Source organism: Streptomyces sp. NPDC054866 (assembly GCF_053610745.1).
The window spans coordinates 370,392-384,665 of the sequence record NZ_JBSGZA010000003.1 but is presented as its reverse complement, the minus strand read 5'-3'; the positions used below and the strand labels follow the sequence as shown (position 1 = coordinate 384,665).

At 70.3% G+C, this 14,274-nt stretch carries 12 protein-coding genes and 1 riboswitch; of the genes, 6 read left to right on the top strand and 6 right to left on the bottom strand.

The window, feature by feature from the left end; all coding sequences use genetic code 11:
• Positions 1 to 67: 67 nt before the first annotated feature.
• The gene (locus tag ACWGI2_RS17200; RefSeq protein ID WP_453696097.1) at positions 68 to 1,678 is read left to right on the top strand and encodes a M23 family metallopeptidase; all 1,611 of its coding nucleotides are present in this window, start codon (positions 68 to 70) and stop codon (positions 1,676 to 1,678) included.
• A gap of 21 nt (positions 1,679 to 1,699) precedes the next feature.
• Here the strand turns inward: ACWGI2_RS17200 and pcrA are convergent, their stop codons facing one another.
• Positions 1,700 to 4,201: a DNA helicase PcrA gene (pcrA, locus tag ACWGI2_RS17195; protein ID WP_453696095.1), complete on the bottom strand. Its 2,502-nt coding sequence runs from the start codon at positions 4,199 to 4,201 to the stop codon at positions 1,700 to 1,702.
• Positions 4,202 to 4,444: 243 nt separating this feature from the next.
• Positions 4,445 to 4,601, top strand: a riboswitch (cyclic di-AMP (ydaO/yuaA leader).
• Positions 4,602 to 4,609: 8 nt separating this feature from the next.
• On the opposite strand from pcrA, the gene ACWGI2_RS17190 reads away from it, so the two are divergent.
• Complete coding sequence (locus ACWGI2_RS17190) at positions 4,610 to 5,818, top strand: NlpC/P60 family protein (protein WP_453696094.1); 1,209 nt, start codon at positions 4,610 to 4,612, stop codon at positions 5,816 to 5,818.
• Positions 5,819 to 5,903: 85 nt separating this feature from the next.
• Here the strand turns inward: ACWGI2_RS17190 and ACWGI2_RS17185 are convergent, their stop codons facing one another.
• Complete coding sequence (locus ACWGI2_RS17185) at positions 5,904 to 6,257, bottom strand: hypothetical protein (protein WP_160506724.1); 354 nt, start codon at positions 6,255 to 6,257, stop codon at positions 5,904 to 5,906.
• Positions 6,258 to 6,576: 319 nt separating this feature from the next.
• Here ACWGI2_RS17185 and ACWGI2_RS17180 point away from each other — a divergent pair, with 319 nt between their 5' ends.
• Both ACWGI2_RS17180 and ACWGI2_RS17175 read left to right on the top strand, forming a co-directional pair.
• Positions 6,577 to 7,620: an NlpC/P60 family protein gene (locus ACWGI2_RS17180; RefSeq protein ID WP_453696092.1), complete on the top strand. Its 1,044-nt coding sequence runs from the start codon at positions 6,577 to 6,579 to the stop codon at positions 7,618 to 7,620.
• A 34-nt stretch (positions 7,621 to 7,654) separates the two neighbouring features.
• Positions 7,655 to 8,275 carry a hypothetical protein gene (locus tag ACWGI2_RS17175; protein WP_453696090.1) on the top strand — a complete coding sequence of 207 codons (621 nt, stop codon included), beginning with the start codon at positions 7,655 to 7,657 and terminating at the stop codon, positions 8,273 to 8,275.
• Between the two features lie 3 nt (positions 8,276 to 8,278).
• On the opposite strand, the gene ACWGI2_RS17170 is transcribed toward ACWGI2_RS17175, so the two are convergent.
• Together ACWGI2_RS17170 and ACWGI2_RS17165 are read right to left on the bottom strand one after the other, a co-directional pair.
• The gene (locus ACWGI2_RS17170; RefSeq protein ID WP_453696089.1) at positions 8,279 to 9,070 is read right to left on the bottom strand and encodes a LuxR C-terminal-related transcriptional regulator; all 792 of its coding nucleotides are present in this window, start codon (positions 9,068 to 9,070) and stop codon (positions 8,279 to 8,281) included.
• Positions 9,067 to 10,356, bottom strand: coding sequence for an ATP-binding protein (locus ACWGI2_RS17165; RefSeq protein WP_453696087.1), 1,290 nt, complete (start codon positions 10,354 to 10,356; stop codon positions 9,067 to 9,069). The genes ACWGI2_RS17170 and ACWGI2_RS17165 overlap by 4 nt, the downstream gene beginning before the upstream one ends.
• A gap of 183 nt (positions 10,357 to 10,539) precedes the next feature.
• Between ACWGI2_RS17165 and ACWGI2_RS17160 the strand changes: the two genes are divergently transcribed.
• Entirely contained in the window at positions 10,540 to 11,877 is a 1,338-nt protein-coding gene (locus ACWGI2_RS17160; protein WP_453397389.1) for a PspC domain-containing protein, read from the top strand.
• Positions 11,864 to 12,139, top strand: a complete 276-nt coding sequence (locus ACWGI2_RS17155) for a hypothetical protein (RefSeq protein WP_453696085.1) — start codon at positions 11,864 to 11,866, stop codon at positions 12,137 to 12,139. Before ACWGI2_RS17160 ends, ACWGI2_RS17155 begins: the two co-directional genes overlap by 14 nt.
• Here ACWGI2_RS17155 and ACWGI2_RS17150 read toward each other — a convergent pair.
• Entirely contained in the window at positions 12,136 to 12,660 is a 525-nt protein-coding gene (locus tag ACWGI2_RS17150; protein ID WP_453696084.1) for a DoxX family protein, read from the bottom strand. The two genes, ACWGI2_RS17155 and ACWGI2_RS17150, sit on opposite strands and share 4 nt — an antisense overlap.
• A 198-nt stretch (positions 12,661 to 12,858) precedes the next feature.
• Positions 12,859 to 14,124 (bottom strand): hypothetical protein, encoded by a 1,266-nt coding sequence (locus ACWGI2_RS17145; protein WP_453397392.1) that lies wholly within the window; start codon positions 14,122 to 14,124, stop codon positions 12,859 to 12,861.
• Positions 14,125 to 14,274 lie beyond the last annotated feature (150 nt).

The following is a 14,274-nucleotide window of genomic DNA, read 5'->3' as shown; positions in this document are numbered from 1 at the left end:
GCCCGCATACCGCCGGGTACAGTCGCCGCACTGCTCTGCCCCTGCTGCCGAGGCGAAAGAGAAGTTGGTGAACGACCGTCACCCGTCGGGGAGCTCGACACCCCCGGCCTCGGCACCCGCCGACTATGCGCCCTACGCGGCGTACGACCCGCAGAGCACCGAGCACGGCGCCTACACCGGATACGACGGCTACTCCACCGGAAGCTTCGACACCACAGGCAGCTATGCGACGGCCGGTCCCGACACCGGAAGCTTCGCGTCCGACCCGCTCTTCGGCGACATGCCCGGCAGTTCGTACGACACCGGCCAGTGGTCCACCACGAGTACGCAGCAGACGCTGAACTACGACCCGTACGCGGCGCAGCACCAAGCCGCGTACGACACCAGTGGTTACGAGACCGGCAGTTACGACACCAGCGCCATGTGGTCGACCGGCGGTTATCAGCACCTCTCCGCCGACATCCCCGCGCAGCCGGGCCCCGACACCACGGGCCACTGGGACGCCGGCGCCTGGGACCCGCAGCACCAGCCACAGCAGACCGGCCAGTGGGAGACCCAGGCCTTCGACACCGGCGCGTACGACGCGACCGCGTGGAACTCCGGCGGCCAGGACATGACGTACGGGGCCACGGAGACGCTCGAGGCGTACGACACCCCCGAGACACATGAGGCGCACGGCACGTACGAGGCTCAGGACACGCCCGGAGCACCCGACACGTACGAGACGCCCGAAACGTACGAGCATTCGCCTTACGACACCGGGTCCTACGCCTCCGAGGCACACTCCCCCGAGGCCTACGCCCAACCGGCCCCCGCCGAGCACGAGTTCACGCCCGACGAGGCTCCCGCCGATTCGCTCGGCCCGGTCGAGCCGAGCCGCCAGGGCGCCGCAGGTGACGACGAGCCGCCGGTCATCGACCGTGCGCACGGCTCCCGCTCGCGGGCCCGCCGCCGCTCCCCCGCCAAACGCTCCGCGCTCTTCACCGTCGCCGTGCCCTCGGCCTGCGTGATGGGTGTCGCGGGCATCGCCGCCGCCTCCGTGGGCGACTTCGGCGGCGGTGACGAGAAGGAGACGCAGGCGGCATCGGCCCCGGACCCCACGTCGGTGCAGCCGTCGGCCGCCAACAACAAGCTCGACACGCAGTTGGCGAACCTCTCCGCGGACGCCGGTGACTTCGCCGACCGCGCGAGCCGTACGCAGGAGCGCATCGACCTCAAGGCGGAGAAGGTCGCCGCCGAGAAGAAGGCCGCCGAGGAAGCCGCGCGCAAGGAGCGCCTGCGCCCCAAGTTCTCGCTTCCGGTGAAGCAGCACGGTCTGAGCGCGTACTACGGACAGGCCGGCATCAACTGGATGTCCGCGCACTCCGGAATCGACTTCCCGGTGTCGTACGGCACCGAGGTGCTCGCCGCCACCGATGGCACGGTCTCCACGAAGTGGAACAGCGCCTACGGCAACATGGCGATCGTGACCGCCAAGGACGGCACGGAGACGTGGTACTGCCACCTCTCCACGCACAAGGTCTCCAGCGGACCCGTCAAGGCAGGCGATCCCATCGCCTTCTCCGGGAACTCCGGCAACTCCACAGGACCGCACCTGCACTTCGAGGTGCGCCCCGGCGGCGGCTCGGCGATCGACCCGCTGCCGTGGCTGCGCAGCCACGGCCTCGACCCGACGTAACTCCGGCCGCCGCCCGCGGCGTTACAGCTTCTCCACCGGCGCGTACCGCAGCAGGAGCCGCTTCGGCTTCGGCTCTCCGAAGTCCACCGTCGCCTCGGCGTTCGCGCCCGTCCCCTTCACCCCGACCACGGTGCCGAGGCCGAACTGGTCGTGCGTGACCCGGTCCCCGACCGCCAGCGCGACCACCGGCTTCTCCGAGGCACGGCGCGTGGCGAAGCCCTGCGCGCCCCCGGTGCGCGAGCGCGACGACGACAGGGATGAGGCGATCGAGGCCGCGGGCCCGGAGGATGCCGGTGCGCCGACGGAACCCTTCCGCTTCCAGTCCAGGTGGGTCTCCGGGATCTCCTCCAGGAAGCGCGACGGCGGGTTGTACGAAGGCTGTCCCCAGGCGCTGCGCATCGAGGACCGCGTCAGATAGAGCCGCTCACGCGCGCGCGTGATGCCCACGTACGCCAGGCGGCGCTCCTCCTCCAGCTCCTTGACCTGGCCGAGGGAGCGCATGTGCGGGAAGACGCCGTCCTCCATGCCGGTCAGGAAGACGACCGGGAACTCCAGGCCCTTGGCGGTGTGCAGCGTCATCAGCGTGATGACTCCGGAGCCGTCGTCCTCCTCGTCCGGGATCTGGTCCGAGTCGGCGACGAGCGCGACCCGCTCCAGGAACTCGGAGAGCGTGCCGGACACACCTGTGGCCGCGACCTCCCCTTCGCCTTCCCCTTCGCCTCCGGTGGCCGCCTCACCGCTGTCCTGTTCGAACTCCAGGGCCACGGCGGCGAGTTCCTGGAGGTTCTCGATGCGCGTCTCGTCCTGCGGGTCGGTAGAGGCCTGCAACTCGGCGAGATACCCGGTCCGTTCGAGCACGGCCTCCAGGACGACGGCGGGACCCGCGCCGGACTCGACGATGGTCCGCAGCTCCTCCATCAGGACGTTGAAACGCTTGACGGCGTTCGCCGAGCGGGCCGCCATTCCGTACGCCTCGTCGACGCGCTTCAGCGCCTGCGGGAAGGAGATCTTCTCGCGCTGCGAGAGCGCGTCGATCATCGCCTCCGCGCGGTCGCCGATGCCCCTCTTGGGTACGTTCAGAATGCGCCGCAGCGGGACGGAGTCCTCCGGGTTGGCCAGCACGCGCAGATACGCGAGGACGTCCCGGACCTCCTTGCGCTCGTAGAAGCGGACGCCGCCGACGACCTTGTAGGGCAGGCCGACGCGGATGAAGATCTCTTCGAAGACACGGGACTGCGCGTTCGTCCGGTAGAAGATCGCGACGTCGCCCGCCTTCGCGTCGCCCGCGTCGGTGAGCCGGTCGATCTCGTCGGCGACGAACTGCGCCTCGTCGTGCTCGGTGTCGGCGACATAGCCGATGATGCCCGCGCCCGCGCCCGCGTTGGTCCACAGGTTCTTGGGTCGGCGGCTTTCGTTGCGCTCGATGACGGCGTTGGCCGCGGTCAGGATCGTCTGCGTGGAGCGGTAGTTCTGCTCAAGGAGGATCGTGGTCGCGTCGGGGTAGTCCTCCTCGAACTGGAGGATGTTGCGGATCGTGGCGCCGCGGAAGGCGTAGATCGACTGGTCCGCGTCACCCACGACACACAGCTCGGCGGGGTCGTCACCCTCGCCTCCGGAGGGGCCGACCAGCTCGCGCACCAGGGCGTACTGGGCGTGGTTGGTGTCCTGGTACTCATCGACCATCACGTGGCGGAAGCGGCGGCGGTAGTGCTCGGCGACCTCCGGGAACGCGCGGAACATGTTGACCGTCGTCATGATCAGGTCGTCGAAGTCGAGGGCGTTCGCCTCGCGCAGCCGCGACTGGTACATCGCGTACGCCTGGGCGAGCGTCCTCTCGAAGCCGTCGGCGGCCTGGCCCGCGAAGGTCTCCTCGTCGATCAGCTCGTTCTTCAGGTTCGAGATCTTGGCGCTGAAGGACTTCGGCGGGAACTTCTTCGGGTCGATGTCCAGGTCGCGGCAGACCAGCGCCATCAGCCTCTTGGAGTCGGCGGCGTCGTAGATCGAGAAGGAGGAGGTGAAGCCGATCGTCTTCGACTCGCGGCGCAGTATGCGCACGCACGCGCTGTGGAACGTCGACACCCACATCGCGTTGGCCCGCGGTCCGACGAGCTGCTCGACGCGCTCCTTCATCTCGCCCGCGGCCTTGTTCGTGAACGTGATCGCCAGGATCTGTCCCGGGTGCACATGCCGCTCGGCCAGGAGATACGCGATGCGGTGCGTCAGGACCCGGGTCTTGCCGGAGCCGGCGCCCGCGACGATGAGCAGCGGGGAGTCCGCGTGCACGACGGCCGCGCGCTGGTTCTCGTTAAGACCGTCGAGCAGGGCAGCCGGGTCGATCACTGGGCGCGGGGCGCCGCCGCGGTAGTGCGCGTCCCGGGGCACGGGCGCGTCGAACTTCCCGTCGAACAGATCATCCGGAACGGACTCCGGAGCACTGTCCTCGGGCGGCGGCGGGGGCTCTTCCTCCGAAGCCCGTGAGGGCTTGAGGTCCGCCAGGAAGCTGTCATCAAAGAGGCTGCTCATCGCCTCCCGAGTCTAGGCGGCCCCACTGACAACCCGCCCCGGGTTCCGGCCAGGTCGATCCGGCTACGCCCCGCCCGCTTCTGATCACTCTCCGCCACGGCACGGGGTGCCCGCGTCAAGAGCTTCGTAAAGTAACGAAAACGTATCGGGCATATCGAACATCAACCTTCACACGGGCCACACGAGTTGGCTAGCGTGCTCCGCGGGCTGCTCGTACTCCCACCGGCGAACCCCGCCGGGAACGGGCGGCCTCCGCCGAGTTCGATCTCCTCGGAGCCGGGGACCCACGATGAACTTGGGGTGAATCGGTCCCGTACGAAGTACGGGACTGTAGGGCAACCTTCCGGAACCACCCGCCCGAACCCGACAGCTAACCCGGTAGGCGGTCTACGGAAGGAGTCGCCTCCCTTGGCGTCGCACCGCAAGCCGCGGACCCGCATTGCCGGCCTACGCGCCACCCCCGCCATCGGCATCACGACGGCAGCCCTCACCTCCGTGGCCCTCCTGTCACAGAGCGCGCAAGCGGCACCGTCCGCGCCCCGGAAGCCCAGCCTCGAAGAGGTCCAGAAGAAGGTCGACGACCTCTACCACCAGGCGGGCGTGGCCACCCAGAAGTACAACTCGGTCAAGGAGCGCACCGACAAGCAGCGCAAGAAGGTCGACACACTTCTCGACGACGTGGCCAAGCGCACCGACAAGCTGAACGAGGCCCGCCAGGAGCTGGGCACGTTCGCCGCGGCCCAGTACCGCACCGGTGGCGTCTCCGAGACCGCCACGATGATGCTCGCCGACGACCCGCAGAGTTTCTTCGACCAGAACCACCTGTCGGACCGGCTGACCGCGCGCCAGAAGAAGGCGGTCGACGACTACCAGACGCAGCAGGCATCGGCGACGAAGCAGCGCACGAAGGCCGCCAAGAGCCTGGAGACGCTGAGCGACTCGCGGGACGAACTCAGGACGAGCAAGCAGACCGTCCAGAAGAAGCTGGGCAAGGCGCGCACGCTGCTCTCGGAGCTGACGGCCGAGGAGAAGGCACGGCTCGCGGCGATCGAGAAGAAGAAGGAAGAAGAGGCCAAGCGCAAGGCCGCCGAGCTGGCGCGCAAGCAGGAGGCCGAGGCGGAGGCCAAGCGCAAGGCGGCGGAAGAGGCCGCGGCCAAGGAGCGCGAGCAGGGCAAGGAGACCCCGGACTCGGGCTCCGGTTCCGGTTCCGACACCGGCTCCGGCACGGGCTCCGGCTCTGGCTCCGGCGACACGGACAGCGGTTACGCGACGAAGGCCGCGAAGGTCATCAACTTCGCCGAGGCCCAGATCGGCAAGCCGTACGTGTGGGGCGCCACCGGCCCCGACTCCTACGACTGCTCCGGGCTCACCCAGGACGCGTGGAAGGCCGCGGGGATCTCCCTGCCGCGTACGACGTGGGACCAGGTGAAGGTCGGCACGACCGTGAAGACCGCCGATGCCAAGCCGGGTGACCTGGTCTTCTTCTACGACGACATCAGCCACGTAGGGATCTACATCGGCGACGGCAAGATGATCCACGCCCCGAAGCCGGGTGCGAACGTCCGCGTCGAGTCGATCTACTACATGCCGATCCACAGCGTGGTGCGCCCCGCGTAGCCGCCGCCCACGAGAACCCTTCACACGAGTCAGACGAGAAACGGCCCTCCACGCGCGCGTGGAGGGCCGTTTTCCGCGGGTCGTGTCAGGTCCACAGCACCGCGATGAAGATGTTCGCGACAGTCAGCAGCCCGACGGCGCCGAACATCCCCTTGTCCACCTTCTCCTCGTCCCGTTTCACATAGACCAGCGCGAGGATCACGATCAGGACGGCCATCTTGATGCCGATCTTGACGTTGTTGACGGGGTTGTCGTCCGCCTGGTTGAGGCCCACCAGGATCACGCCCGTGACGAGCATCGTGAGCGCGCCGTGCAGCATGGCGGGGCTGAAGCGGGCCGTGCCCTGACCCATCTGCTTCATCTGGGTGAGGAAGCCGCCCAGGAGGGAGGCGATGCCGATGATGTGCAGGCCGACGAAAAGATGGGTGAGTACGTCCATGGGCCCGGAGCCTAGCCGGGCCCTTATCACCACTCCGTAGCCAGGTGGGCCCCAAGCCCCGCATCGGTCACACGCGCATGCGAAGAGCGCCGACCCGACAGATCACGCAGTCACATACGGTCACCGGGCCGCCCACTTCCGCCAGTTGCGCACAATCCGTCACCAACCCGTGACGGTCAGGTTTAGCGTCCTTCGTCAGGTGACCGGCTCCCCACTGCCGCCCGGACCAGGGGCGGCATCCGGACACCACCGCCGAGAATCCGGCGGCGGTCCGCTCCCCCTGTGCGGGCCGCCGCCGGAACCTTAAGGAGCCCCCTTCGTGGCAGCGCACCGCAAGCCGAAACAGCGCTCGCTCAGTGGCCATACGGCCCGCACCGCCGCCACCATCGCCCTCGCCGGGGCTGCCACGGCCACCGCCTTCGACGGCACGGGACACGCGGATCCGCGCATCGGTCCGGCCGAGGTGAAGTCCAAGGTCGACGCGCTCTACCGCGAGGCGGAGGTCGCCACCGAGAAGTACAACGGCGCCAAGGAGAAGGCCGAGAAAGCCGAGAAGTCCCTGGGCGAGCTGCGGGACGAGGCGGCCCGCAAGACGGAGAAGCTCAACTCGGCGCGCGAGGGGCTCGGTTCGATCGCCGCCGCGCAGTACCGCAGCGGCGGCATCGACCCGTCCGTCCAGCTCGCGCTCTCCTCCGACCCCGACCAGTACCTCGAGCGCGCCGCGCTCGCCGACCGGGCGGACAGCCGCCGGGCCGCGGCCGTCACCGGCGTACAGAAGCAGCTCCAGGAGATCGACCAGCTGCGCACCGAGGCCGACGACACCCTCGCGCACCTCAAGTCCCGCCAGGCGGAGCTGAACAAGCACAAGAAGACCGTCAACGGAAAGCTCGACGCGGCCAAGCGGCTCCTCTCGCGGCTCACCGGCGACCAGCGCGCGGAGCTCGCGGGCGAGGACAGGTCGTCCCGCACCGCGGGCCGCGACGGCGCCTCGGGCGCTCCGGCCAAGGCTCCCAACTCCCGTGCCTCAGCGGCCGTCTCGTACGCCTACAAGGCCCTCGGCAGCCCGTACGTCTGGGGCGCCACCGGCCCCGACGCCTTCGACTGCTCGGGGCTCACCCAGGCCGCCTACCGGTCGGCGGGGGTCGATCTGCCGCGCACGACGTATGCGCAGATCGCCGCGGGCGAACGCGTGCCGCGCTCCCAACTCCAGCCAGGTGACCTGGTCTTCTTCTACCAGGGCATCAGCCACGTGGGCCTCTATGTGGGTAACGGCCAGATGATCCACGCCCCGAACCCGAGCGCGCCGGTCCGCCTCGCACCGATCAGCCAGATGCCGTTCGCGGGGGCGACGCGGGTGGCGTGAGAGGTCTCGCAGGCCCGCGGGTAATGTCAGGGCCATGCCCCGCCGTACGCTGCCGCCGCCTCCGCCGCCTGTCCATCTGCGCACCTGGCCGGACCGGAACGCGCTCCTGTACGACCGCGGCATGGCCCTCGAAGACCTGCGCAGACGAAGCCTTGGCGTGCACCGTCTCCTGCTGCTCTGGCTGTTCGCACTCGGCGGTGTCATCGGCTGGGCGCTCCTGACGGTGCCGGTCGGGATGATCGAGGACCACGATCCGATGGCCTTCGTGATGGGCCCGATCTGCGCGTTCCTGGGCCTCGGGGCCCTCGCTCCCTCGGTGATCGGAGTCGTAGTCGGCATCCGCAACGACCGGAGGATCCGCGAACTCACCGACAGCTGGCTGGCATTGGACAGTCACCCGGCGTCGGACTCCGCTCTGCGCTCCCCCGGCCTGAGCCTCTGCTGGCTCCTCTCGTCCCTCACCGTGTGCGCTCTCGGCCTGTGGGCCTCCTTCGCGGCCGCCGCCTACGCCGAGCCCGGCCGGGACTCGTACAGCGACGTCATGCTCGGCATGGGGGCCGGCCTCATCCTGTGGCTGACGGGCCTCATCGGCATCACCAAGGCGGCGGGCCACTACCGCTGGGCGATACGGAAGTTGGCCCAGGCCCCGGCCTGACCGTCAGACCAGTCGCCGCGCCGTCGCCCACCGCGTCAGCTCGTGACGGTTCGACAGCTGGAGCTTCCTCAGCACCGCCGACACATGCGACTCGACCGTCTTCACGGAGATGAAGAGCTGCTTGGCGATCTCCTTGTACGCGTATCCACGCGCGATGAGCCGCAGCACCTCCCGCTCGCGCTGCGTGAGGCGGTCCAGGTCCTCGTCGACCGGGGGCGCGTCGGTCGAAGCGAAGGCGTCGAGGACGAACCCGGCCAGGCGCGGCGAGAACACCGCGTCGCCGTCCTGCACACGGAAGATGGAGTCGACGAGATCGGTGCCGGTGATCGTCTTGGTGACATAGCCGCGGGCACCGCCACGGATGACTCCGATGACGTCCTCGGCCGCGTCCGAGACGGAGAGCGCGAGGAATCGCACAGGGCGCTCGGCATCGGACATCAACGGCGCGCAGCGGCGCAGCACTTCGACACCGCCACCGCCCGGAAGGTGCACGTCGAGGAGCACGACCTCGGGGCGCGTCGTGGTGATGACGGTGACCGCCTGGTCGACGTCCGCGGCCTCTCCGACGACCTCGACACCGGTGATCGCGGTCCTGCCGATCTCCGCCTGGACGCCCGTGCGGAACATCCTGTGGTCGTCGACCAGGACGACGCGCGCACGGCGGCCCTCCGGAGCACCGCCCGCGGCGGCACCGGCCGCTTCGGGCGCGTCGGCCGTCGCTTCGGCGGGCTGAGCCGACTCGACCGCACCCTCCGTTCCGCCCCTGGGCCCCACGGGCTCACTCGCGTCGCTCATGTCGTCGCCGTCCTCTCCATCTCCAGCTCGACTTCCGTGCCGCCCCCCGGCACCGCGCGCAGCCGCGCCGTGCCGCCGTTGCGCTGCATACGGCCGATGATCGATTCTCGTACGCCCATGCGGTCGTCGGGCACGGAATCCAGATCGAAGCCGGGGCCACGGTCCCGGACGGACACGAACACCGTCTCCCCCTCGACTTCGGCGAAGACCTGCACCGCACCGCCCTCGCCACCGTACTTGGCGGCGTTCACCATTGCTTCCCGCGCGGCCTGCGTCTGCGCCGTGAGACGGTCGTCCAGCGGGCAGTCGCCGACTATGACGACCTCGATGGGGACGCCATGCTTGTCCTCCACCTCCGCGGCGTCGCGTCGGACCGCTTCGGCGAGGGTGTCGGGCTCGTCCGCCTCGTCCTTGCCCGTGCCCTCTGGTTTGTAGAGCCATTGGCGCAGGTCGCGCTCCTGGGCGCGGGCCAGGCGGCGGACCTCTCCCGCGTTCTCGGCGTTGCGCTGGATCAGGGTCAGGGTGTGCAGGACCGAGTCGTGCACATGGGCGGCGACCTCCGCCCGCTCCTGGGCACGGATACGCATCAGCCGCTCCTCGGAGAGGTCCTGCATCATGCGCACGAGATAGGGGCCGGCGAGCAGCGCGACGCCGACGAGCACGGCGAGCGCGGCCTGCAGCACGGAGCTGAGGTGCGAGGTGGAGCCCTGCAGCACGACGATCCCGGAGACACCGGCACCGACCAGCAGCACTCCGGCCCCCGCGCGGGCGATGGTCAGGGTGCGCCTGCGGCGGCCGACGGCCATCCAGCGGGCCCGGCGGGCGTTGTCGGCCTGGCGCCAGACCAGGGCGACACCGGCGGCGACGAGCAGGGTCGGCCAGAGATAGGCCTTGGTCGAGTTGCCCAGGTCCACGTTGCCCACGAAGACCATGGCGACGATGACCATCGCGAGCAGCGCGACGAGCTGGCCCTTGTCCGGCTTGCGGGCGACGAGTCTGCGGCGCCCGTCGGGCGACGTCTCGGCCGTGACGGCTGAGGGCGGGCGCTGGGAGTCGACCCCGCCGACGCCGAGCGGCACGAAGAACCAGAACGCCGCGTACAGCAGCGCGCCGAGCCCGTCCGCCATGAACAGGCCGACGAAGATCAGCCGCACCCAGACGACGGGCAGGCCGAGATGACCGGCGAGGCCGCGCGCGACACCGCCGAGCCAACGACCGTCACCGCTGCGATAGAGCTTTCGCAGCGGCCGCTCGTCTTCGATGGATACTGCTGCGGCTTCCGGCATGTCTCCGATATTCACACGCGTACGCGGGCGCGGGCATCAGGGTCGACCCCCGAGACGTCCCTGATCTCCGACCCGGACGACAGGGCGGTCAGGTCAGGGCAGGGGCGTGTCAGGGACGATCTCAGGGTTCGGCCAGGGTTGTCCCGACTGCCGCGGCGGCCTCCGGCCCGTCACCATGGACACATGACAGACGAGCAGCCCGCCGGGACGGGCCCGCAGGCCGCGCCGCGCGATCCTCTCACCGCCACGGCGCAGGAGCCGGGCGGGCCGATGGTCGTGCGGGCCTTCCGCCGCGACCGCCGGCACAAAAAGCTGGGCGGTGTGTGCGCGGGGCTCGGTCAGCACTGCGACATGGATCCGGTGATCTTCCGGATCGGGCTCGCGCTCCTCTCCGTCACCAGCGGGCTCGGCCTTGTCTTCTACGGCTTCGCATGGTTGTTCGTGCCCTACGACGACGAGGAGGAGAACGAGGCGCGCAGGCTCCTCTCCGGCCGGGTGGACGGCCAGGCCCTGACAGCGGTGCTCTTCGCGCTCGTCGGCTGCGGTGTCTTCCTCTCCCTCCTGAACAACGGCGGTGCGCTCACCTTCGCGGCCGTCCTCGCGCTGCTCCTCGCGGGCGCGGGGTACTGGTCGGAGCAGCGCGGCACGACCGACCCCGACCCGGTGGCGGCCCAGGCCGTGGCGGACGCCCCGCCCGAGGCGAAGGCGCCGCCGGTGGCCGGCGCCCCTTCGTGGTGGCGGGACCCGATCGTCAAGGACGGCACGCATGACGGGATCTCGGGCTATTTCTGGGGCCCCGAGGGAGTGACCGTCCAGTACCAGCCCGACCCTCCGCACGGACGCGCACCGCAGCATGCTCCCGAGGCGGCCCCTCAGCCCAAGCCGCGAGGCCCGCGCTGGATCGGCGGCTTCGTCTTCCTGGGAGCGCTGCTCGCCGGCGGTCTCGGCACCGGCCTCACATGGGAGGAGCAGCCGCTCGGCACCAGCGTGCAGACCGGCCTCGCCCTCGCGCTCGGCGTGTTCGGCATAGGCATCGCCCTCAGCGCCTTCCTCGGGCGCACCGGCGTGGGCTCGATCGTGCTCGCGGTGATCACGGCCGTGCTGCTCGCGGGCGCGGCCGCGCTGCCCAAGGACATCAGCACCACCTGGGCGGAGACGGAGTGGAAGCCGACCGCGGTGGAGAAGGTCCGGCCTCAGTACGAACTGGGTTCAGGCGTCGGCACGCTCGACCTGACCCGCGCCGGTCCCGGCAAGGGCCGGACGCTGAGCACCAGCGCCGAGGTGGGAGCGGGGCAGCTGAAGGTGATCCTGCCGAAGGACAGCACGGTGAAGCTGGACATCGAAGTGGGCGTCGGCGACATCCAGTTGCCGGACGACCGCAAGGGAGACGTGGACGTCGCGCCGGGCAAGGAGAAGTCGGTGACGCTGGCCCCGGTCGCGGGAGGCAAGGACGGCGGCACGCTCGAGCTGCACGTCGAAGTAGGTATCGGACAGGTGGAGGTGACCCGTGCTACGTCATGAGTTCCATCCCGGCAAGCTGGTCCTTGGCCTGTTCCTGCTGATAGCGGCCATCGCCTACGCGGGCGACGCGGGCGGCATCTGGGACACGCCGTGGTTCGTGGCGTTCCCGCTCCTGCTGGCGGGCCTGTTGCTCGGAGGCGCGGCGGCAGCGGTGTCCTACGGCATACGCGGCCGGCCCACCGCCCGCACGGCGAACCGCACCTCGGACCGGGCCTCGGACCGCACGACGGACCGCACGGTCGACGGCTCCCGGGACGCCTAGCCGAGTCCCGAGGTGTGCCTGCGCCGAGTCGCGAGCATCGCGTCGACCGAGAAGATGGACGCCCCCGCGAGGATCAGCGGGAGCCAGGCCATCAGGTAGGCCAGGTCGTTGCCGTAGTAGTAGGGCTCGATGGACCAGCTCATGGTCAGCCAGAGGCTGAGCGAGATCAGCGCACCGCCGAGCGCGGCGATCCGGGCGAACAGGCCGATGAGGGTGCCGATGCCGACGGCCAGTTCACCCAGGGCGATGGCGTAGCCGAAGCCGACGGGGCTCTTGAGGGCGAGGTCGACGAGGTCAGGGACGGCGGAGAGGCTGCGGATGTCTTTCATCTGCTGGCCGATGGATCCGTCTCCGTCGGCCGACATGAAGGCGCTGTCGGTGAGCTTGTCCAGGCCCGCGTAGATGAACGTCACGCCGAGGAAGATCCGGAGCGGGAGCAGGGCGTATCGGGAAGCGCTCTCCCGCCAGCCGCTGCTTCTGACGTAGCTGGTGTGGCTGTCGCTGCGCATGCCGTGAGCCATCGCCCTCGCCGCCTCTCCCGTTGACCCGCCTCGCCCATTGACCCGTCATCTGACGATACGTACGAAGAGGGGGCCCTGCTCAGTGGCTTGCACCGAATTCGCGACGCCCGACCCGGAGCCGGGCCGGGGGAGCTCAATCCGTCGCACGGCCCGTCGCTCGATCCGCCGCGCAGCGCTGCGTTTCGTCCGCCGCGCCGCTCAGTCCGTGACGTCGATCGTGCAGCGGTTCGTCTCCACGCCCGCGGCCGTGATCACCTGGACGTCGACGCGCCCCGGTTCCACGTCGACCGGGACGGGGACGGTCAGGGCCGCGTCGGTCGGGTTGGTGAATCCGCCGGGCACGGGGACGAGCGGCACATGGACGTGCACGGCGCCGATGCGAACGACCATCCGGGCGAGACGGTCGGCGGTCTGCGCGCCGGGAGGCACGAATCCGGCGCCGCGGATCTCGATGTCGTCGCCCGTGCGGATGGGGGCGTCGAGATCGCCCGCCTCCCGGGCGCGCACCACGGAGTGGATCACGGGCCGGCCGCCCTCGGCGTACTTGCCCGCGAGGTACGTCGCCGCCGACACAAGGACGAGGAGGGCAAGGCCCCACGGCAGGTCGGGCAGCTGCTCGGGACGCCGCGCGAGGCGTACGGCGGCGAAGACCATGGCGACGACGCTGACCAGGACGTACTGCGCGTCCGCGAAGCTGCCGCGGCCCGCGTCGTCGGTGAGCAGGTCGGCGGCCCGGGGCCGGTCGGCGGGCACCTTCTGCAGCCGCTGGCCGAGGACGCGCAGACCCACCACGCGGCGTACGAGCACGGCGACCCCGCAGACCACGGCGAGGACGGTCACGGCGCCAGCGGCGCGGGCGAGGTCGAGCCCGGCGATCAGTTCGTCCCGCTCACGGTGGCCCGACGCCCCGGCGAGCTCGCCGACGAGGACGAGCACCGCGAAGACGACGAGGAGGACCCAACAGGCGGCCACCGCACGGGAGGTGGAGAGGCGGTTGTCCTCCCCTATCAGCGGCGCGAGGACACCGCCGCGCGCCCGGTGCACGTATCCGGCGCCGGTCAGCAGGCCGGCGACGACCACGGCCGCGAGCACCCCGGCGGTCCTGGCGAGGGTCCACCCGGTGCCGATCGCGGTGAGGGCCTGGACCAGGAGCAGGACGCCCACGGCCACCCAGACCACGCCGGCCGTGCGGCGCCAGAGGCAGCCGAGCCAGGCCTCGCCCTCGGCCCTGCCGCGTTCGGCGACGGCATGCGCGGACTGGGTCAGCTCGTCCGACACCCACTGCCGGGAAGCTCCCGCCGAGTGGGCGACCGCCGCGGGCAGCCCCTGCCCCGCTGCCAGCTCGTCGCGCTTGGCGAGGAATGCGGCCACCGCACGCCGATGCCCCTCGCGCGCACCGTGCGGGCAGTCGCCGCATGTGCAGCCGCCCCCGTGTGCGCCCTGCCGCGCCTCCTGCACCGCCACCGCGTACGCCGCCTTCCCCGCCCTCGTTCGAACACCGAAACGTGAACTTCCTTGCGATGGAAGGGGATTGTGCCGTACTGGAAGGCGATCGGGTTCCCCGGGTCAGGTCAGCGAGGGTGATTTCCCCGTACGCGGGTTGACGGCGGGGGC